At 57.2% G+C, this 17,615-nt stretch carries 16 protein-coding genes and 1 tRNA gene; 6 read left to right on the top strand and 11 right to left on the bottom strand.

Annotation, left to right across the window (positions count from 1 at the left end):
• Together ACTTKG_RS01335 and ACTTKG_RS01340 are read left to right on the top strand one after the other, a co-directional pair.
• Positions 1–490 (top strand): sulfite exporter TauE/SafE family protein (locus ACTTKG_RS01335; protein ID WP_442672462.1); only part of this gene is annotated, 490 nt, incomplete at its 5' end.
• A gap of 102 nt (positions 491–592) precedes the next feature.
• A complete protein-coding gene (locus ACTTKG_RS01340) occupies positions 593–1,981 on the top strand; it encodes a DUF805 domain-containing protein (protein WP_442672463.1) in 1,389 nt (462 codons plus the stop codon).
• 25 nt (positions 1,982–2,006) lie between these two features.
• Here ACTTKG_RS01340 and rnhA read toward each other — a convergent pair whose 3' ends face one another.
• Entirely contained in the window at positions 2,007–2,702 is a 696-nt protein-coding gene (gene rnhA, locus ACTTKG_RS01345) for a ribonuclease HI (RefSeq protein WP_442672464.1), read from the bottom strand.
• 191 nt (positions 2,703–2,893) lie between these two features.
• Here rnhA and ACTTKG_RS01350 point away from each other — a divergent pair.
• Positions 2,894–2,970: transfer RNA gene (locus ACTTKG_RS01350), tRNA-Val, on the top strand.
• Positions 2,971–3,079: 109 nt separating this feature from the next.
• Here the strand turns inward: ACTTKG_RS01350 and ACTTKG_RS01355 are convergent.
• On the bottom strand, positions 3,080–4,006 hold the full coding sequence (locus tag ACTTKG_RS01355) for a ketopantoate reductase family protein (protein WP_442672465.1): 927 nt from the start codon (positions 4,004–4,006) through the stop codon (positions 3,080–3,082).
• 203 nt (positions 4,007–4,209) lie between these two features.
• On the opposite strand from ACTTKG_RS01355, the gene ACTTKG_RS01360 reads away from it, so the two are divergent.
• Positions 4,210–4,677 (top strand): hypothetical protein, encoded by a 468-nt coding sequence (locus tag ACTTKG_RS01360; RefSeq protein WP_442672466.1) that lies wholly within the window; start codon positions 4,210–4,212, stop codon positions 4,675–4,677.
• Positions 4,678–4,736: 59 nt separating this feature from the next.
• Here ACTTKG_RS01360 and ACTTKG_RS01365 read toward each other — a convergent pair whose 3' ends face one another.
• Complete coding sequence (locus ACTTKG_RS01365) at positions 4,737–6,029, bottom strand: O-acetylhomoserine aminocarboxypropyltransferase/cysteine synthase family protein (RefSeq protein ID WP_442672467.1); 1,293 nt, start codon at positions 6,027–6,029, stop codon at positions 4,737–4,739.
• Positions 6,030–6,386: 357 nt separating this feature from the next.
• Between ACTTKG_RS01365 and ACTTKG_RS01370 the strand changes: the two genes are divergently transcribed.
• Entirely contained in the window at positions 6,387–8,180 is a 1,794-nt protein-coding gene (locus ACTTKG_RS01370) for a methyl-accepting chemotaxis protein (protein WP_442672468.1), read from the top strand.
• 131 nt (positions 8,181–8,311) lie between these two features.
• Here the strand turns inward: ACTTKG_RS01370 and ACTTKG_RS01375 are convergent, their stop codons facing one another.
• From ACTTKG_RS01375 to ccmA, 8 genes are all read right to left on the bottom strand, one after another.
• Positions 8,312–9,181: an Rpn family recombination-promoting nuclease/putative transposase gene (locus ACTTKG_RS01375; protein WP_442672469.1), complete on the bottom strand. Its 870-nt coding sequence runs from the start codon at positions 9,179–9,181 to the stop codon at positions 8,312–8,314.
• A 120-nt stretch (positions 9,182–9,301) separates the two neighbouring features.
• Positions 9,302–10,651, bottom strand: a complete 1,350-nt coding sequence (locus tag ACTTKG_RS01380; RefSeq protein ID WP_442672470.1) for an ammonia-forming cytochrome c nitrite reductase subunit c552 — start codon at positions 10,649–10,651, stop codon at positions 9,302–9,304.
• Entirely contained in the window at positions 10,644–11,123 is a 480-nt protein-coding gene (locus ACTTKG_RS01385; RefSeq protein ID WP_442672471.1) for a cytochrome c3 family protein, read from the bottom strand. Before ACTTKG_RS01385 ends, ACTTKG_RS01380 begins: the two co-directional genes overlap by 8 nt.
• Before the next feature lie 100 nt (positions 11,124–11,223).
• On the bottom strand, positions 11,224–13,320 hold the full coding sequence (gene ccsA / locus ACTTKG_RS01390) for a cytochrome c biogenesis protein CcsA (RefSeq protein ID WP_442672472.1): 2,097 nt from the start codon (positions 13,318–13,320) through the stop codon (positions 11,224–11,226).
• Complete coding sequence (locus tag ACTTKG_RS01395) at positions 13,317–13,691, bottom strand: cytochrome c maturation protein CcmE domain-containing protein (RefSeq protein ID WP_442672473.1); 375 nt, start codon at positions 13,689–13,691, stop codon at positions 13,317–13,319. Before ACTTKG_RS01395 ends, ccsA (ACTTKG_RS01390) begins: the two co-directional genes overlap by 4 nt.
• A gap of 3 nt (positions 13,692–13,694) precedes the next feature.
• Positions 13,695–14,312 (bottom strand): cytochrome c biogenesis protein CcsA, encoded by a 618-nt coding sequence (gene ccsA / locus ACTTKG_RS01400; protein WP_442672474.1) that lies wholly within the window; start codon positions 14,310–14,312, stop codon positions 13,695–13,697.
• Between the two features lie 16 nt (positions 14,313–14,328).
• Positions 14,329–15,009 (bottom strand): heme exporter protein CcmB, encoded by a 681-nt coding sequence (locus tag ACTTKG_RS01405; RefSeq protein ID WP_442672475.1) that lies wholly within the window; start codon positions 15,007–15,009, stop codon positions 14,329–14,331.
• Positions 14,966–15,619 carry a heme ABC exporter ATP-binding protein CcmA gene (ccmA, locus tag ACTTKG_RS01410; protein ID WP_442672476.1) on the bottom strand — a complete coding sequence of 218 codons (654 nt, stop codon included), beginning with the start codon at positions 15,617–15,619 and terminating at the stop codon, positions 14,966–14,968. The genes ACTTKG_RS01405 and ccmA overlap by 44 nt, the downstream gene beginning before the upstream one ends.
• A gap of 220 nt (positions 15,620–15,839) precedes the next feature.
• Between ccmA and ACTTKG_RS01415 the strand changes: the two genes are divergently transcribed.
• Positions 15,840–17,615, top strand: a complete 1,776-nt coding sequence (locus tag ACTTKG_RS01415) for a MutS family DNA mismatch repair protein (protein ID WP_442672477.1) — start codon at positions 15,840–15,842, stop codon at positions 17,613–17,615.

Raw genomic sequence — 17,615 nt, forward strand, 5'->3', positions numbered from 1 at the left:
CGTCGTGCGGCAAGTGCCGCCCGACTTTTTGCGTCCGCTCGTCGTCGTCATGCTCGTGCTCGTGCTCCTCTACAGCATCTTTCGCCGCGACTGGGGACGCGAAAACAAGTACGGCGGCATGGGGCGGCGCGTACTCCTTCTCTCTGCCGTCGTCGCTTTCACATTCGGTTTCTACGACGGCTTCTTCGGACCGGGCACAGGCTCCTTCATGCTCTTCGCTTTCTTACTCGTCGGCTTCGACTTCCTCGGCGCGGCGGCAAACGCGCGTGCGCTGAACTTTGCAAGCAACCTCGCCGCCGTCTTGCTCTTCGCGTACTTCGGGCTAGTCGATTTCACTTATGCCGTCCCTATGGGAGCCGCCATGATCGTCGGCGCATGGTGCGGCGCGCGCCTTGCGATCAAGAAGGGAACATCCTATGTACGTCCGCTTTTCATCGCTGTGACCGCGGTGCTCATCGGCAAGCAGCTCTTCGACCTCTTCAGCAAATAACGGAGGATATATGATACACGCAATCATCGACGTCAGCTCAAAGCACGGATAAATGCAGCGCTTCCCTAAAGATACGGAATTTGTAAGGAGAGGACACGGACGATGGCAAGAAAAAGCAAGGCGTCAGAGGATACCGAAAGCATCTTAGCGCGTCTTAGGCGCGAGAGCCTTTCGGACTATGATGCTCCGAAAGACATGCTGCAAGCCGCGGATATAGGAGACGCAAAAAGCGCGTACGAAACGACAGCAGACGACAGCGATGCAAACGATACGGAAAACGCAAAGGAGCCGCAGGATCCCGCATCTGCTTTAGGTGAAGATCGTCCGCGCCAAAGCGCCGCCGAACTTCTGCAGGAACTGCTTGCAGATGAAGAGCGGCGCGGTGAAATAGCGGCATCCTTGGAAGAAAAAAAGGAACCGCCTGCACAGGGCGGCTTTTTGCAGGGACTTTTTGAAAACTGGCTCTCGCCCGAAGGTCGCATGGGGCAGAAACTCTTCGTCTTTCACTTCATCGGCAGCATGATGAGCGCCGCCGGACTTACGGCGCTCATCATGGGCGCAGCCGCCGCTGTGCTGTCGTGGCTCGGCGCAGGACGCCCCATGCCATCGGAAAGTCTCTCGCTAGCCGCAGGATTCGCCGCGCTTCTATGCGTCAGCGTGCCGCTCGCCCTGCTTCTGATCGTCTTTCTGCGCTCGGCGATGCGTCGCTGGCACGACCTCGGCTACGGCGACACGACGTGGCTCATCGCCGTCATCTGCCCGCTCGCAGTCCTCGCACTCGCTGCCGAAGCACGCAGTCTGCTCCTCTATCTCAATCTGCCGCCGCTTTTGGGCGTCACAGCCGAGCATTTCCTCCTCCGCAGTCTTCTGCCCTATGGATGCACAGCGGGCGCTCTGCTGGTCCTTTTGCACATTTTCCTACTTTTTGCCGAAGGCGAGCTTTCGAGCAATGCCTCCGGCTCCCCCGAGAGCGCCGAGCGCCTGCGCCCCCAGATCGCTGAACGACCAACGGAGAACTACCCGTTCTTCCTGCGCATGATACAGTTCAAAGGCAGAATGAACCGGAAACGCTTCCTGCTGCGACTGCTCTTCCTGCTCTTTTTCGTCTGTCTGCTGCTCTTCGTCATACTCGAAACAGCGGAGCGCCTGCCGCCGCCCCTAAGCGACGCGGTCGCACTCTACGGCACAGCAGCCGCCTGTGCGCTCGCCTCGATCCTGCCGACAGGCATCGTATTCCAACGCCTGCATGACATCGGCAGAAGCGGCTGGCTTGCGGGACTGCCGCTCATACTCACGCTCGCCTTCATCGCCTGTCTTGCCTTCTTCGGCGGCGACTTGCGCGTACTCGCACGCGAGCCTTTCGGCATTGAGATCATCGCCGCTGCCTTCCTCCTTGAAGTCTACGAAGTGTTCCTGTTTGCTGCTCTCGTCTTTATCAAAGGATCGGTTCTCAGCAACGACTATGGAGAAGCGCCGCTCAAGCGGCAGTAGAAAAAGAAGCGCAGAGCCATCCCCTTCAGGAAAAGCTCTGCGCTTCTTTTTTTGCCAGCATATCGCAAATCTCGTTGTACGTATGCCCCGCATGACCCTTGACCCAGCGAAAGATGATGCGCCGACCATCGATCAAGGAGTCGAGCGTCTGCCAAAGCTCCTGATTCAAGACAGGGCTGCCGTCCGCTTTCTTCCAACCGCGTCGCTTCCAGCTGAAAATCCATTTCGTAATGCCGTTCTTCAAGTACTGACTGTCCGTCGAAAGCACGAGCGGCTCATGCTTTGGCAGATACCGCAAAGCCTCGATCGCCGCCGTCATCTCCATGCGATTGTTCGTCGTCGAAGGATCGCCGCCGGAAAGCGTCTCAGCCACTTCGCCCCCACGCACGATACAGACCGCCCAGCCGCCCGGACCATTCGGATTCCTAAGACAGGATCCGTCCGTATAGACATGACAAAGATCTGCATCATCCTCAAGCATGTCGCCAGTCTGCCCACCTCCTGCACGAAGAGGCGCACGACGCGCAGCAGGCGCTTTCTTCCCTGCAAAGAGCGCGGATAACGGCTGCGCCTCGCCAAGCCAAGCGTGCGCCTCTGCCTCTGTCAGAAAGCCCTTGTAGCGAGCGCCGCCAAATCCTTCCACCTGCGCACGGCAGTCATCCCATGTGCGAAATATCCCCGTCTTTCGCCCCACGCGTACAGCGTAAAATTTCTTCGTCAATAATATGAACCTCCATCTCATCCAAATTGTTGTGGATAAACGCCGCATAAATTTCTGGATTTTGAGGTTTATCCACATCTCAACAGGTTTTATCCACAGAAAAATGTGTATAACCATAAATTTTTTATGGTTTAGGGGTAGTCAACATCTAAAAAATCATGTATAATGGTTTCTATGTTCAACCCAATACTGCTCATGTAACTCAGTTGGTTAGAGTGTCACCCTCACATGGTGGAAGTCGGGGGTTCGAGTCCCTCCATGAGCACCAGCATGGTCAGGGCTGCTGCACGAGTTCTCCAAAACTCATGCGGCAGCCCTTTTTGTCGTTCCTGCACCGCCTTGCAGAGCCAGAGCGCACACCTCGCGGCGACCTAACCTCATTGGATGCCTCGCGCTCTGCCCCATTCGCTGATCTTCTTGTAGAGCGGCACCGGCACGCCATAGCGGTCGCCAAGCGCAACCATGCGATTCACCAAGCCGTCAAACTCGGACGCCCCGCCCTTCTCCACATCACGCTGCATACTCGTCTTTAGCCCCGGTTCAAAGGCGTCGATGAAAGCAACGCCCGTCTCCACCAAGTCTTTCTCAAAGACGACGCCCATCGCCTTGCCTACCGCTTCGACCTCACGAATCAGCCCGAGGTATGTATCGCGCACCGCCCCATCCTGCCAGAACGCCTCGCTCGTCACGCCATGATAAAGCCCCGCTGCGCCCATCGGTGAGACAAAGCCGAACTTCGTTAAGGCGTCGCGGCGGATGTCGAGACTATAATGCCCGCGAATATCCGCTTCCTGCAGGAGCTTTTCGAGCGCTTTCGCCTTTTCCTCCAAACGCTTGTCCTCGTCGGGACGGAAGCCGAAGATCACGCGCAAAATTTTCTGCGCCTGTTCTAAGACGCCGGGCGCCTTAATGCTGCCGAAGATGTAAATGCAGCCATCGAGTACGGTCAGCCCCGGCAGATCCTTCTGCATGACCTCGCCCGTACCAAAGACGTTCAAGATCGGAATAATGAGCGTATCGGGCGACGCCGCACGCTTTGCGAACGCGACGGCATCGGGCAGCCCGTAATATTTGCAGCAGACGAAGAGCACATCGGGCGTTTCTGCATAAGATTCCGCTGTCTGTGCTTTCACATTCTTGATATGGAGCGTCCCCCTGTGCGCCGACTCGATCGTCAAGCCATCCTTCTGCAACGCAGCAAGATGCCTGCCGCGCGCGATCAGCGTCACATCATGGCCGGCAAGCGCAAGATAGCCGCCGAGTACCCCGCCCGTGCCTCCCGCGCCAAACATCGTAAATTTCATCGTGAATGCCTCCCTTCGCATGTAGAAACCGCCCCTCTATTATACAAGAAAAACTTTTAAATCCCAACCGTTTTATCAATAGGATGAAAACTGCAGCACACCGCCCCTGTCGATAAGAAACACGGATACATGCAGCCGTATTTCTTATATTTTTCCTTTCCCACTCTTGGGAAAACCGTATTCTTATGCTATAATAAGAAAGAATGAACAACACACAGAAGGAGCGTGCTTTTGTCATGGGTGAGATGCCGCAGGCGGCTTGGGTCGTCATATCGATCATTGGCTTTTTCGTCGGGCAGTACGCCGTCATGGCGGTTCTGCACCACTTCGGATATTCTGTACGAGTGCTTTCTTCAGGAAAGATGAAGAATCTGTTTGTGCTGGGCTTCGCCTTTACGATGCTCGCCGCTTGGATGCCCGTCGCCGTGCTTTGGATCTTGGGGCCTCGCTTCGTCGAAGCGACAGGCTACCCGCATTCCTTCATCGCGATCACGGCGACGGCGCTGACGATCACGATCCTTTACATCGCCTGCCGCCGCACAGAAGGAGCCGTTGAGATGACTGACGAAGCGGAAATCGCCGCTTTCAAGGCACGCGCGGTCGCACGCGCACGCGAAGAGCAGATGAAACGCGACGCCATGCTCGCGCGCGTTCGGGCGTTGCAGCGCTGATTGAAACGATCGCACAAAAATACGGCAAAGGCGCAAAAGTCTTTGCCGTATTTTTTTCGTTAGAGCGCCTTGAACGCCTGATCCAAGTCGTAGAGGATATCGTCAATGTGCTCCGTGCCGATGGAAAGTCGAATCGTGCCGGGCGCGATGCCGCTCTTTTTCAGCTCTTCTTCGTTCATCTGCGAGTGCGTCGTGCTCGCCGGATGGATGACGAGCGACTTTACGTCGGCGACATTGGCGAGCAGGCTGAATACCTTGAGATGGTCGATGAACTTCTGCGCCGCTTCGCCGCCGCCCTTAACCTCGAAGGTGAAGATGGAGATGCCGCCCTGCGGGAAGTAGCGCTCATAGAGCGCATGATCGGGATGCGAGACGAGCGAGGGATGGTTGACCTTCAAGACTTGCGGATGTTTCGCGAGATAATCAACGACCTTCAAGGCGTTCTCCACATGGCGCTCGACGCGCAAGGAAAGCGTCTCGACGCCCTGCAGCAGCAGGAACGCATTGAACGGCGAAATCGCCGCGCCCGTGTCGCGCAGCAGGAGCACACGCAGATAAACCGCGAAAGCGGCGGCGCCGACGTCTTTCGCAAACGACAAGCCGTGGTAGCTCTCGTTCGGTTCGACGAGCCACGGGAAGCGTCCCGACGCCGCCCAGTCGAACTTGCCGCTGTCGACGACGATGCCGCCGAGCGTCGTGCCGTGACCGCCGATGAACTTCGTCGCCGAGTGAATGACGATGTCCGCGCCGTGCTCGATGGGGCGCAGCTGATACGGCGTAGCAAAGGTTGAATCGACGACGAGCGGAATGCCGTGCTTGTGCGCGACAGCGGCGACTGCCTCGATGTCCACGAGGTCGGCGTTCGGATTGCCGATCGTCTCAATGTAGATGACCTGCGTATTGTCTCGAATAGCATCCGCAAAAGCCTCCGCGCCCTTCGCCGGATCGACGAACGTCGTCTCGATTCCGAAGTCGGGGAAGGTATGCGCCAAAAGATTGTAGGTACCGCCGTAGATCGTCGTCTCCGCAACGATGTGCTGCCCCGCATGAACCAGCCCCTGCAGCGCCGTCGTCACCGCTGCCGCTCCCGAGGCGAAGGCGAGCGCCGCCACGCCGCCTTCAAGCGCTGCGATGCGCTTTTCGAGCACGTCCTGCGTCGGATTCATGAGCCTGCCGTAGACATTGCCCGCCTCCTTCAGGCTAAAGAGGTCCGCCGCGTGCTCTGAATTGCGGAACACATACGACGTCGTCTGGTAGATCGGCACGGCGCGCGAACCCGTCGCAGAGTCGGCTGACTCCTGCCCGACATGCAGCTGCAGCGTCTCAAACTTGTACTTTCTCTCGTCGCTCATCAAAATCTCCTCTTTCCTCGGGCTTACCCGCAATACATAAAACATACTTGATTGATATGACAATGCCATTGTATCACAATATCATACTTTGTCAATAGGTTTTATAAAACAAATATAACCCTATCCCAGAAGCAAAGAACCTATTTCGTTAAAAACAAATTATCTTTCAAGCATGGGAAGGATTCCACATCTTTCTGTCGAAAAATATTTTATACAGAAGGTACGGAAGTCTGTATTTTGCGTGCGCTTCGGGTCTTTCGGTTGGTTAACGAAAGCTCTTTTCCGCGCACGTATGGACAGACTTGGTGCTTTACGGCACCCACGGAAGGATTGCGCGTAATTCAGGAGGGATACGCCATGTTTAGTCTTAGTTCACTGTCGCTGCGCGTGAAGTTCATCGCCCTGATGGTCGGAACTTCTCTCGTCAGCGTCATCTGTATCAGCTTGCTCTGGGTGCAGACCCTGCGCACAGAGTCACAGACGCAGATGGAAAACTATCGAGCACAGCTTTTGCAGGATGTCGATATATCCTTGAAAAACAATACGGAAATCGTCGTCAGCCTGCTTGAAAAAATCTACCAAAGGCAGCAAGCCGGAGAGCTGACCGAACCGCAGGCGAAGAAGCTCGCCGCCGACGCCGTGCGCGATCTGCGATACGACGATGGCAAAGGGTATTTTTGGGTCGATACAGTGGACGGTGTCAACGTCGTTCTCTTAGGACGTGACGTTGAAGGAAAATCCCGCATCGATCTCGTCGATCCCAACGGCGTACATTTCATTCAGGAAATGCTGAAGAACGGCAAGCAGCCGGGCGGCGGCTACACAAACCTGAGCTTCGCCAAGCCCGGCGAGACGAAGCCTCTCCCCAAGCGCAACTACACGGTGACATTCGCGCCTTATCAATGGGTCTTGGGCACGGGCGTCTGGATCGATCAAATCGACGAACTTATCGCGGCGCAGCAAAAGATCACGGATGCAGAATTCTACAACAGCCTGCGCATGACGGTGCTCATCTCGCTCTTGATCGAAGCCCTGTGCATCGTCGTGGCGATTTTCCTCAGCAACAAGCTCGCAGGTCCCATCACACAGGTGACGAAGCGTCTTACAACGCTCTCGGAAGGCGATTTCCGTCACAATGCCGCGCTTGAGGTCGCCGTCACGAGTGAGGACGAGCTCGGCAAGATGAGCCATGCGCTCGACGCCCTGCAGCACAATGTACGCAAGATGATGAAGCAAGCGATCGAATCGTCGGAAAAAATCACGCTCGCCGTCGAGCAGCTCAACACAAGCGCCGATCAATCCGCCATCGTCAGCGAACAGGTCGCACAGTCTATGGGCAAGGTCGCCTCGTCGTGCAACGCGCAATTCGCCGAAATGGATCGCGCCAAGACGCAGGTCGGCTCACTTGAAGAGCACATGAGCGCGTTCGCCGGCAACTTGGAGCAGACGGTCGGCGCTGTCGAAGGCACGAATCGCGCGGCAGCTGAAGGCGCCACCAGGGTTGATGAGGCGGTTCTCCAAATGAAGCGCATCGAAGAATCCGTCTCGCACTCCGCTGAGGTCATCTCCGTACTCGGCGAAGAATCGAACAAGATCGGCACGATCGTCGACGCCATCTCCGCCATCGCCGAACAGACGAACCTCCTCGCCTTGAACGCCGCCATCGAAGCGGCGCGCGCAGGCGAACACGGCCGCGGCTTCGCCGTCGTTGCCGAGGAAGTGCGAAAACTCGCCGAGCAATCGAGCATATCGGCGGGCGAAATCACCGAGCTTATCACCTCGATTCAAGAAAAGGCGCAAAACGCCGTCGAAGTCATGCAGGCAGGCGTCGCACAGGTGCAGGGCGGCACGGACGCCGTAGACGCCGCCGGACATACGTTCAAGGAAATCGCCGCTATGGTCGAACGCGTCGCTTCTGAATCGCGCGATATGGGCAAGCGCGTCCACAATCTTGAGCAAAATACGCACGCTATCCGCGACTCTGCCGACACGATAAACCAGATGAGCCGCAACGTCGCTGCCGAATCGCAGACCGTATCCGCTGCGACGCAGCAGCAGACGGCAGCTGTGCAGCAGATCGCCGGAGCAAGCCGCACGCTGCACGATATGTCAAAAGCGATGCATGCAGCTATCAGCCGCTTCAAGGTATAAAAAGCATAAACCGCACGAAAAAACCGCTGTCCTCATGGACGGCGGTTTTTCCGATCTTAGAAGCAAAACTTATGGACGCGCTGATAAAATAAAGTCTCTCAGATTTACAGATACACTGCATCTTTTGTCCGTCACTGCCTCACCAGCGTCGCATATTTCGTGCGCTCGTCCGCCGGAATCTGCAGTATGTCCATCGCCTTTTCTACCGAAACGCCCAAATTTTTCATCATATTGCTGATAGAGAATGCTACGCCCTCAGCTTTTCCTTCAGCTTTTCCCTCAGCTTTTCCTTCAGCAAGCCCATTTGTAAAGCCTTGGCGCTCTCCCTCACGGAAGCCTTCTTTGCGTTCCTCCATCATCTTCATCGCAAAAGTCATATAACTCACCCTTTCTTCATTCTCTCGCTTGATCCTCCGAATCATCTCATCCATTTCCCGCACAAGCGGATCTTCACCCACGATGCCGTTCACATAGTCGAGAAATGCTTTGACACTTTCATCTACATCCGCCATCGTGCCTTTTGTATTCAAGAAGATTTTTGTCGTGCCGTCCTGTAATTTGCATTTCGTATTTTCCAAACAGATATTTTCAAACGTATAGATGTGCCTTCCTTCACCAAAGGGATCGAACGGGCAGATGAAAATGATGATGGTCTTGTTCAAGTCATCATAGTCTGCACCCGCTGCCAGAAGGTCCGCATCGATCATGGACTGATAGTATCGCGTGCGCTTAAAAAGGCTTGTTCCTTCGAGCATACGAACCTGCATTTCGATGTTATAAACGGTCGCGGCGTCATCACGCACATAGACGTCCATGCGGATGCCCTTGCCTTGGTAGCGTGCGTCCATAGATTTTTCCGTTTCGAGGTAATGTATGTCTTTGATTTCCATGCGCAGGATGCCTTGGAGCAGTTTCAGGCATATAGGCTTGATGTTCATGATGAGCTTGAACATATAGTCGTCTTGGATCGTTAGATCTTCCCACGGTTTAATGCAGTACATACGATTCACCTCTTTCTTTTATTCTACGTTTTTTCTTTGTTTCTTGCAAGAAAAACCTGCCGCACATCGGCTTTGTGCGGCAGGTCTTCATCTGCAATTTTACTGCACAACATCCGCAGATCAAAGATGTTCCGCGGGCGTCGTCGGCAGATCATCCATCGGGAATGCACCGCGTGTGGCGGCGTTTGCCGCTTCGATCGCCTGGTGCGCAAGGTCGATGGATAGTCCGAGCGTTCTCATACATTGGTCGGGGTTGTGGAAGCCAACGCCATTTTCTGCTTCGACATAGTCCCAGTACCACTGCGCTTCTCTAATCAACTCACGCGCGGGAGCGAGCTGCTCATCGGTCGCGCCGGCTTCTGCCGCCGCCTTGATGGCGAGGTGCGCCTTAGCACAAGTGATGCCCGCTGTCCTCTGCAATTTGAAGGTGTTGTCGTGAATCGTCTTGACGCGTGCGATCAGCACTTCCTTGCTTTCATCGTGGCACTTGAGGCACGCCGCTTCAATGTACTTCAGCGGACTGGAGATGTAATGCGACGTATACTTCTGCCCGTCTTTCCGCATATACGGCATGTGGCAGTCGATGCAGGTGACGCCCGCATCCGCATGGACGCTCGTCTTCCAAACATCGTAGTCTGGATGCTGCGCCTTGAGCATCATCGCGCCCGAGTCGGGATGCTTCCAGTCGCCCTTAAAGCCGCCCGGCAGATCGGTGCGCTTGTAGTACTCGTACATCTGTTCCGCCGTATAGCCGTTGTCACGCGGGAATACGACACGCCCCTTCTTGCCCTGCTCAAAGTAATACTCCGTATGGCACTGTCCGCAGACGAGAGCGCGTTTATCGTTGTCACTGATCTCATCCCACGTTTTGCCCCAGTTGCGCTCAAGATCTTCGATCTGTGCGGGATTCATGATGCGCAGCTTCATCGTCTTGACGTCGTGACAAGTGGCGCAGGCGATCGACGCATCGTTCGGCACTTGCTCGGCAAGTTCCTTGAAGCTCTTCAAGGTGTAGTCCCAACCCATCGTGTCATAAAAGACATCCTTCGTATAGGCAGTCTTACAGGTGATACATGCGCCGGACTGATTGACCTTGTTCGTGCGCAGCGTGTTCTTGACATCCTGCAAAGCATAGACGTGACCGCGATCGTCGTCGTACTGCAGGGAAAAAGCATAGCCCTTCCAGTTTTCGATCATTTCCGGCTCGTCCATGAGTCTTGAGTGGATGCCCGAGCTTCCGTAGCCCGTCGGCGTCGGCGAGTCGCTCGCCGTCATCTGATACGATTCATACTCAAGCGGATAGGCTTCTTTGAACGCCTCCATGCCGAGATGCGCGTTGTTTTCCGTCGGTATTTCGGCAAGCTTCAGCGAAGTCGATGGCTGAGCGATGCCGATGCGCACGATGACAAAGCCGAAGAACGCGATACAGACGGCAATGACGCCCAGCAAATACTTTTGCAGCTTATTCAACTTTAATCCCTCCTTCCAGGTGATTGGAGCCATGCGCTACGCTCCGGTGGCACTTCAGGCAATCGGTGTTGGCATCCATCGGACCTGCGTGGACGACCGACATCGTCGCGCTGTGACAGCGCAGGCAGTTGCCGTTCACGATTTTTTCCCCATGCTCCGAGATGCGGATGCGCGCGGGATAGTCGCGCTTGAGCTCATGATAGACATCAATCATGCCGCTCCGCCCTTTCTCGATGAAGTACGCCGTCATGCTGTCGTGCGGCAAATGGCAGTCCACACACTCGCGCTCTCGGTGCGACGATTCCATGAAGGTCGCCTTTTCCATCTTCATCGCATGACATTGTCCGCAAAACGCGGGGGAGCCGGAAAACGACAGCCCTGCCGAAGTGCATACGGAAAAGGCGACGCCTGCCGCAAAACCGCCGAGGATACACTTCAGCGTGTTTTTCTGGAAAAATTCCTTTGCATCCAATCTCCTTCCCTCCTTTCTCTAAGAAACGACGCATACATTCCCCTCTGAGCAGTTTCATCACGCAAAGCGCTGCGTCTGCCCTCATCTCACGCAATCTTGCCTAGCCTCGCCTCCTCACAGCGCACGATGTGCCGATGAATGTCGCTATAGCACCGAGCCAGAGGAGCCAGAGAAGCGGTTTTTCACTGACGGAAGCCGTCAGCGGCAGGCGCGCCTCCTCCTCAATGGGGGGTAATATCTGAAGCATGATGTTCTTTCTGTCCTCCGTGACGCCAATGACGCGAAGCCGCCGCTTGCCGTCTAAGACGGAGACGGCTTCGGTCGAAGCGCGTGCGCCCGTCGCCGCGAGGCTGGCTTCGGCTAAATCGACGGTTTCGCCGTCGGTCACGGCGATGGCGGCGACAAAGACGATGCGGTCGGCATCCGTGCTGTCGCGCTCTTCCGCGACGCGTTCCAAACGATAGGCGAGATCACCGTCCAATACCGCCTTGCCGCGCTGCAGCACGATCTCATGCCCGACAGCCGCCGGCGCTGGCGCGATGTAGACGTCGCCCGCCGCGCGGTGTGCGATCGCAGGCTCACGCGCCGCATCCTCACCGCCCGCGCTGAGCTTCGTCAAAGCGCGCACTTCCGCGCCGTCGATACGGAACACATACGCTTTTTCACGACGGCTCTCAGAAAGCTCCATGCCCTCGTAAACGACCGAAGTCCCGAGAAAGTCCTGCATCTCATCGGGTGCAAAGGAAAGCGTCGTACTCACGCCCGCCGATGCGATCGCCATCGTAAAGAGCGCCGCCGCCGTGCCGCCGTGTGCGAGCGCAGCGCCACGGCGAAGCGCACGGCTTTTCCAAGCGAGGACTGCCGCGGCGAAAGCTGCCGCCGCCGCACCCGCGAGGACGAGCGATGCGATCTCACGCACGCCGAGAAGCCCCGCCGCCGCCGCACCTGCAAAGAGCGCAGGGATCGCCGCCCGCTGCAGCGCCGAACGGCTCTCGCCATAGCGCAGCAGGGATGCGGGAATCATGGCGAGCAGCAAAAAGATCGCCAAGGGCATTCCCGTCTTCGTGTAGAAACCCGTATCAACGGCGGCAGCCTCGCCGCCAGCCCCTGTCAAAAGCGGCATCGACATGCCGATGAATACGATGATCGCAAGGAAAGTCAGCGAGAGGCAGCCGAGCAGCAGCCAAAATTCACGGCTCGCATGAGCCGCATACTGCGCCCCCTTCGGAAAGCCGCCCGCACGCCAGACGAGGAGCAGCAGTCCCGCGATAAGAACAAGCGCATCGACAGCGACGAGCCAAAGTCCGACGCTCGTGCCGCTGAACGAGTGCACAGAAAAGTCGCCTAAAAGACCGCTTCGCGCGAGAAACGTGCCGTAAAGCGCCAGTGCGTAGGCGAAGATTGCCGAAAGGTGCGCGAGCGCCAGATTCGTCGGACGCGCGCGCGCCGCCGAAAGCAGGTGAACAAGCACACCCGCCGCGAGCCACGGCACAAGCGAAGAGTTCTCGACGGGATCCCAGCCCCACCAGCCGCCCCAGCCAAGCACCTTGTACGCCCAAAACGCGCCGACGAAGATACCTGCGCCAAGAAGCGCCCACGCCGCGAGCGCCCAACGCCGCGCAAGCGCCAGCCACTCGACGCCGCCCGCTTTTTCCGACAGAAGCGCGCCGAGAGAGGCAGCGTACGGCACAGCAAGCAGCGCGTAGCCGAGGAACACGAGCGGCGGATGAACCGCCATCCACGGATCCTGCAAGAGCGGATTCATGCCCGCACCATCTGCAGGCGCATAACCCTCCGTCACAAAAAACGGGCTGTACAGCAAGACGAGCGCGGCAAGAAGCGCCTGCAAGAAGAAGAAAACCGCCTGTCCAAAGGAGCCGAGCCGTCCGCGCCAAGCGAGCGCCGCGCCCGCCGCCGCATGAAAAAAGAGCCACAAAAGAAACGAACCTTGCTGCCCCGCCCAAAAGACGGAAATCTTATAGACGAGAGGCAAGTCAAGCGACGAATAGCTCCACACATAGTCGATGTCGAAGCGATCGTTCAAGATCAGCCAAAAAAGCCATGCACTCGCCAACGCCGCCGCAGAGAACGAAGCGAGCGCGAACAGCCTGCCCGCCGCCTTCCCACGGCGCTGCAAAAGAGCCGCCGCCAGTGCAAAAACGAGAGACAGCGCAAGAAAAGCCGTGCCGAATATCATGCTGCGCCGCCTTTCATCTTTTCATACTTCGACGGACACTTGATGAGCAGCCGCTCCGCTTCAAACACGCCGTTCTTACAACTGCCGACGGCGACGATGTGATGCGCCGCGCGGAACTGATCCGGCTCCGTGCCGTGATAACGCACTTCGAGCTTTTCCCCCGACTCATCGACGAGCCAAAAAACGAAATCCTTCCCGTCCTGCTGCGGTGCAGGCATATCCTCTGCCAGCAGACCTTTGACCTGCACGGAGCCGCGTGCCGTACGCGCCTCGGCGATATCGACATAGGGCGTGATGCTGTCGGCAAACGCCCAGCCCGCATAGACGACGAAGAGGGCGACAAGCCCCATGAGCACATACGATTTTTTCATCGATCAGCCCTCCTTGACGCCGCGAAAAAGCAGCGCGAAATAGAGCAGCGTCGCATCGACCAGCCCGAGCACGAGCACGCCGAGCATGACGGGCTCCATCGCCACATGACCGCCGCTGTTCAAAAGCGGCTCGGGATGCAGCGAGAAGTAGAGACGCGGCAGTAAAAACACGAGAAACGGCACGGTTAGAAAGGAAAAGAGCGAGTAAACCGCCGAGACGAGCGCACGCCCGCGGCTTTCCGGCACCGCCGAGCGCAGCGTGAGGTACGCACCGTAGATGAGAATAAGGACAAAGATCGTCGTCTGGCGCGGATCCCAATTCCACCATGCGCCCCACGAGAGCCGACTGAAAAGCGCCCCCGTCGCCGTAGCGAAAAGTACGAAGATAAAACCTAGCTTCGCCGAGCGTGCGCTCAAGGCGTCAAAGCGACCGTCGCGCGATCGCAAAAAGCGATATGCCCACCACGCGCTGAGGAAAAAAGCGAGCACCGAGATCCAAGCCGCAGGCACATGGAAAAACACGAGCCGCACATAATTGCCAAGCCCCTCGGCAGGCGGCACAAGGAAGAATACGGCGGCAAAAAGCGCCGCTGTCAAACAGACGATGAGGACGCGAAGCATATATTCACTCCTAAAACTAAACTTCCTGCCAGACGAAATCGAAAAGCCACGATGCGCCAAGCGTCAGAATGAGATCATAAAGCGCCATCGCACCGAGCAGGGAAAAAGACGGCAAGCGCTGCGTAAAAAGCTCCCCCGTAAGATTGAGCGCAGGCAAAAACACAGGCAGCACGACGGGCAGCAGCAAGACGGAAAAGAGTCCGCTCTTCGCGCCCGCGCCGACCGTCAGCGCCGAGATGATGACGCCCGCCGCCGCCAAGCCCCATACCCCGAGGAATACGACGAGAAAGAAGAGCAGCATGGCAAAGGCATCTGCAAGGGAAAAGGCGAGGAATATCTGAAAGAGCGCCACGTCAAAAGCGGCGAGCGCTGCGAGCATGAAAAGCGCGTAGAAGAACTTGCCGAAGAACACCGCCTGCGCCGCTGCATAGATGCGAAGCGCGAGCAGCGTGCCGCTCGCCGCCTCCTCGTAAAATGCACGGCCGACGCCCGCCTCAGCCGAGAAAAACAGCACGACCCATAAAAGCCCCGCCGCGACCTGCGGCTCGGGCGGCGCACCGCGAAGCGCAAAAGACAATGCAGCGATCGCCGTCAAGGAGAACATGAGCATCGCCGTCCACGCGGATCGGCTGCGCAGAGCCGTCGTAAGCTCCCTACGAAAGATGCGCTTCGCCCCCGCAGATCCGGAGCGTTGCATCGGGCGCCACCTCCTCTTCTTGCGCGTTCGTCGCCCAGAGCACGAGCCGCCCTCCTGCCGCCGCCTCGCGCGCCAAGGAAGCGATGAGCGTACGCCCCGCATCGTCGAGATTTGCTCCCGGCTCATCAAGCAGCCACAAGGGCGCATCCACGCCAAGCAGCACGGCGAGCTTCAGCCGCTGACGCATCCCCGTCGAAAAACTCGACGTCGGCTGCTGCCACGCTTCAGCGCCCGCAAGACCCACGCGTACAAAAAGCGTGCGCCGCTCCTCAGCCGAAAGCGCGATGCCGCGAAGCCCCAAGAAGAAGTCGAGATTCTCCGCCGCTGTCAACAGCGGATAGAGCGAAAGCTCCGGCGAAAAGTAAGCGATGCGCTCCTGCCAAGCGCCGCCTTCCGCTGCACCGTCCGCTGCATGAAGCGCGACGCGCCCTTCCGTCGGCCGCAAGAGTCCCGCCGCGAGACGCAGGAGCGTCGATTTGCCGCTGCCGTTCGCCCCGCGCACGATGACGACCGCGCCCGAGCGAAGCGTAAAGGTCAGCCCGCGAAGGACGGTACGCCCTGCAAAAGAAATGCCCGCGCCTTCAAAAGAAAGCGCCAGAGAATCATCCAAGCACAGCTCACTCCTTCAGGTCTTAACAAGAAATATTCATGTATCATTTATGGTATGATACATGAATATTATACCATAAATATTTCCATGCGCCAGAACTTTTTTATTCTTTTCTCATGTTTTGAAAAGAATCGATGCCATGAGAACTGGACTTAATTGCGTTTCACGCTTATAATAAAAACTAAGCGGATTACATATAGATTAGAAATGAGGAATATTTATGGACAAGAACTTTTTCTGCGCGGAGCGGGAGACAGATCTCACGGAGAAGCGGCGGCTTGATCGACAGGGACAGATACTCTCATGGCTGCGACTTTTGAGTTTCTTCCTCAGCCTCCTTGCACTCGCTGCGGCTTGGGATACGGGAGCCGTCTGGCTCTATCTGAGCGCCGTCGCGCTCGCTGCCTGCTTTACCGCACTCCTGCACCGTCACAGCAAACTGTTTGAAAAACGTCTGCTGCTGGAGAGCCACATCTCCGCACTTTCCGGCTTTCTCGCGCGATTTTCGGGCGAGTGGCATGATTTTTGTGTGACGGGCGCGGCATATCTCAAAGACGACATACCTCAGGCGCAGGACTTGAATCTCTTCGGGGCGGATTCCATCTACCAATATATCTGCGCCGCACGCACGAAAGCGGGCCGCGACCGCCTTGCCGCCGCCCTCGCTCCCTTTCCTGCGGACTGCGCACGGGCAAAAAGACGCCAAGATGCGGTCAAAGAACTGATCGCGCGTCCTAAACTCGTCCTTGATCTCATGGCGTCCGCCGATCTTTTGCCCGACGGGCACGACACAGAGCCGCTTCTTTCCGCGCTGCAAAAGAATACGCAAGCACCGTACACAGGCACGGCTTTCATCGCCTGGGTTCTGCCCGCCGCCCTCGCCCTCGCCGTCGGCGGCGCGGCGCTCTCGCTCATCGGATGGAGTGCGCCCGCGCTGCTCATACTGCTGCAGATCCTCATCGCCTTCGGGCTGGGAAGCCGCACGGCAAAGGCACAGAAGCCGCTCGCAGCCATGCACCGCGAACTGCGCCTTTACGAGCATCTCTTCGAGCGATTGGAGAACTCGACCTTCCAAAGCCCGCACCTCGCCGCACTGCAATCGCAGCTCAAAGACGGCTCTGCCGCGCGCTCCCTGCACCATCTCAGCGTCCTCGCCGAACACGCCCGCACACGTCACAACCTCATCTTCCTGCTGCTAGCCAATGCGCTCTATCTCAGCGACCTTCACTTTGCATACCGCATCGCACGCTGGCAGGAGAAAGCTGCCGATCGTCTCGGCGACTGGCTCAATGTCTGGGCAGAAGTCGAAGTTCTGCTCTCTTTTTCGACCATCGGTCTCACGCGCAGAACATACACCTTCCCCGAACTTCTTACGGACGATGCGCCGCACATCGACGGCAAAGGTCTCACCCACCTTCTGATCCCCGAAGAACACGCCGTACCGAACGACATCGAAACGACGGCAGGCACGCGCATCATCACCGGCTCGAATATGTCCGGCAAGACGACGTACCTCAGAACCATTGCGAGTTCCTGCGTCCTCGCCTACGCCGGCGCACCCGTGCCGGGCGAACAGATGCGTCTCTCACCGCTTCACATCTTCACCTCGATCCGCGTGACCGACGACGTCGCGCAGGGTCTTTCCACGTTCTACGCCGAGATCCTGCGCATCAAGAGCATGATGGAGTTCAAGAAGAAAAATCTGCCCATGCTCATCGTCATCGACGAAATCTTCAAAGGCACAAACAGCGCCGACCGTCTGATCGGCGCAAGAGAAGCCATCACACGCCTGACGGGAGAAAACTTCATCACACTCGTCTCCACGCACGACTTCGAGCTATGCTCGATAGAGACGAGCGCCGCTCCCGTCACAAACTGGCACTTCGAAGAAAGCTACGAAAACGACAAGCTCCTCTTCGACTACAAAATAAAAGAAGGGCGCTGCACCACGCGCAACGCCCAGTATTTACTCAAGATGGCAGGGATTATGGAGTGA

It is taken from the genome of Selenomonas sp. (assembly GCF_052169755.1).
Taxonomy (GTDB): Bacteria; Bacillota; Negativicutes; order Selenomonadales; family Selenomonadaceae; genus Selenomonas.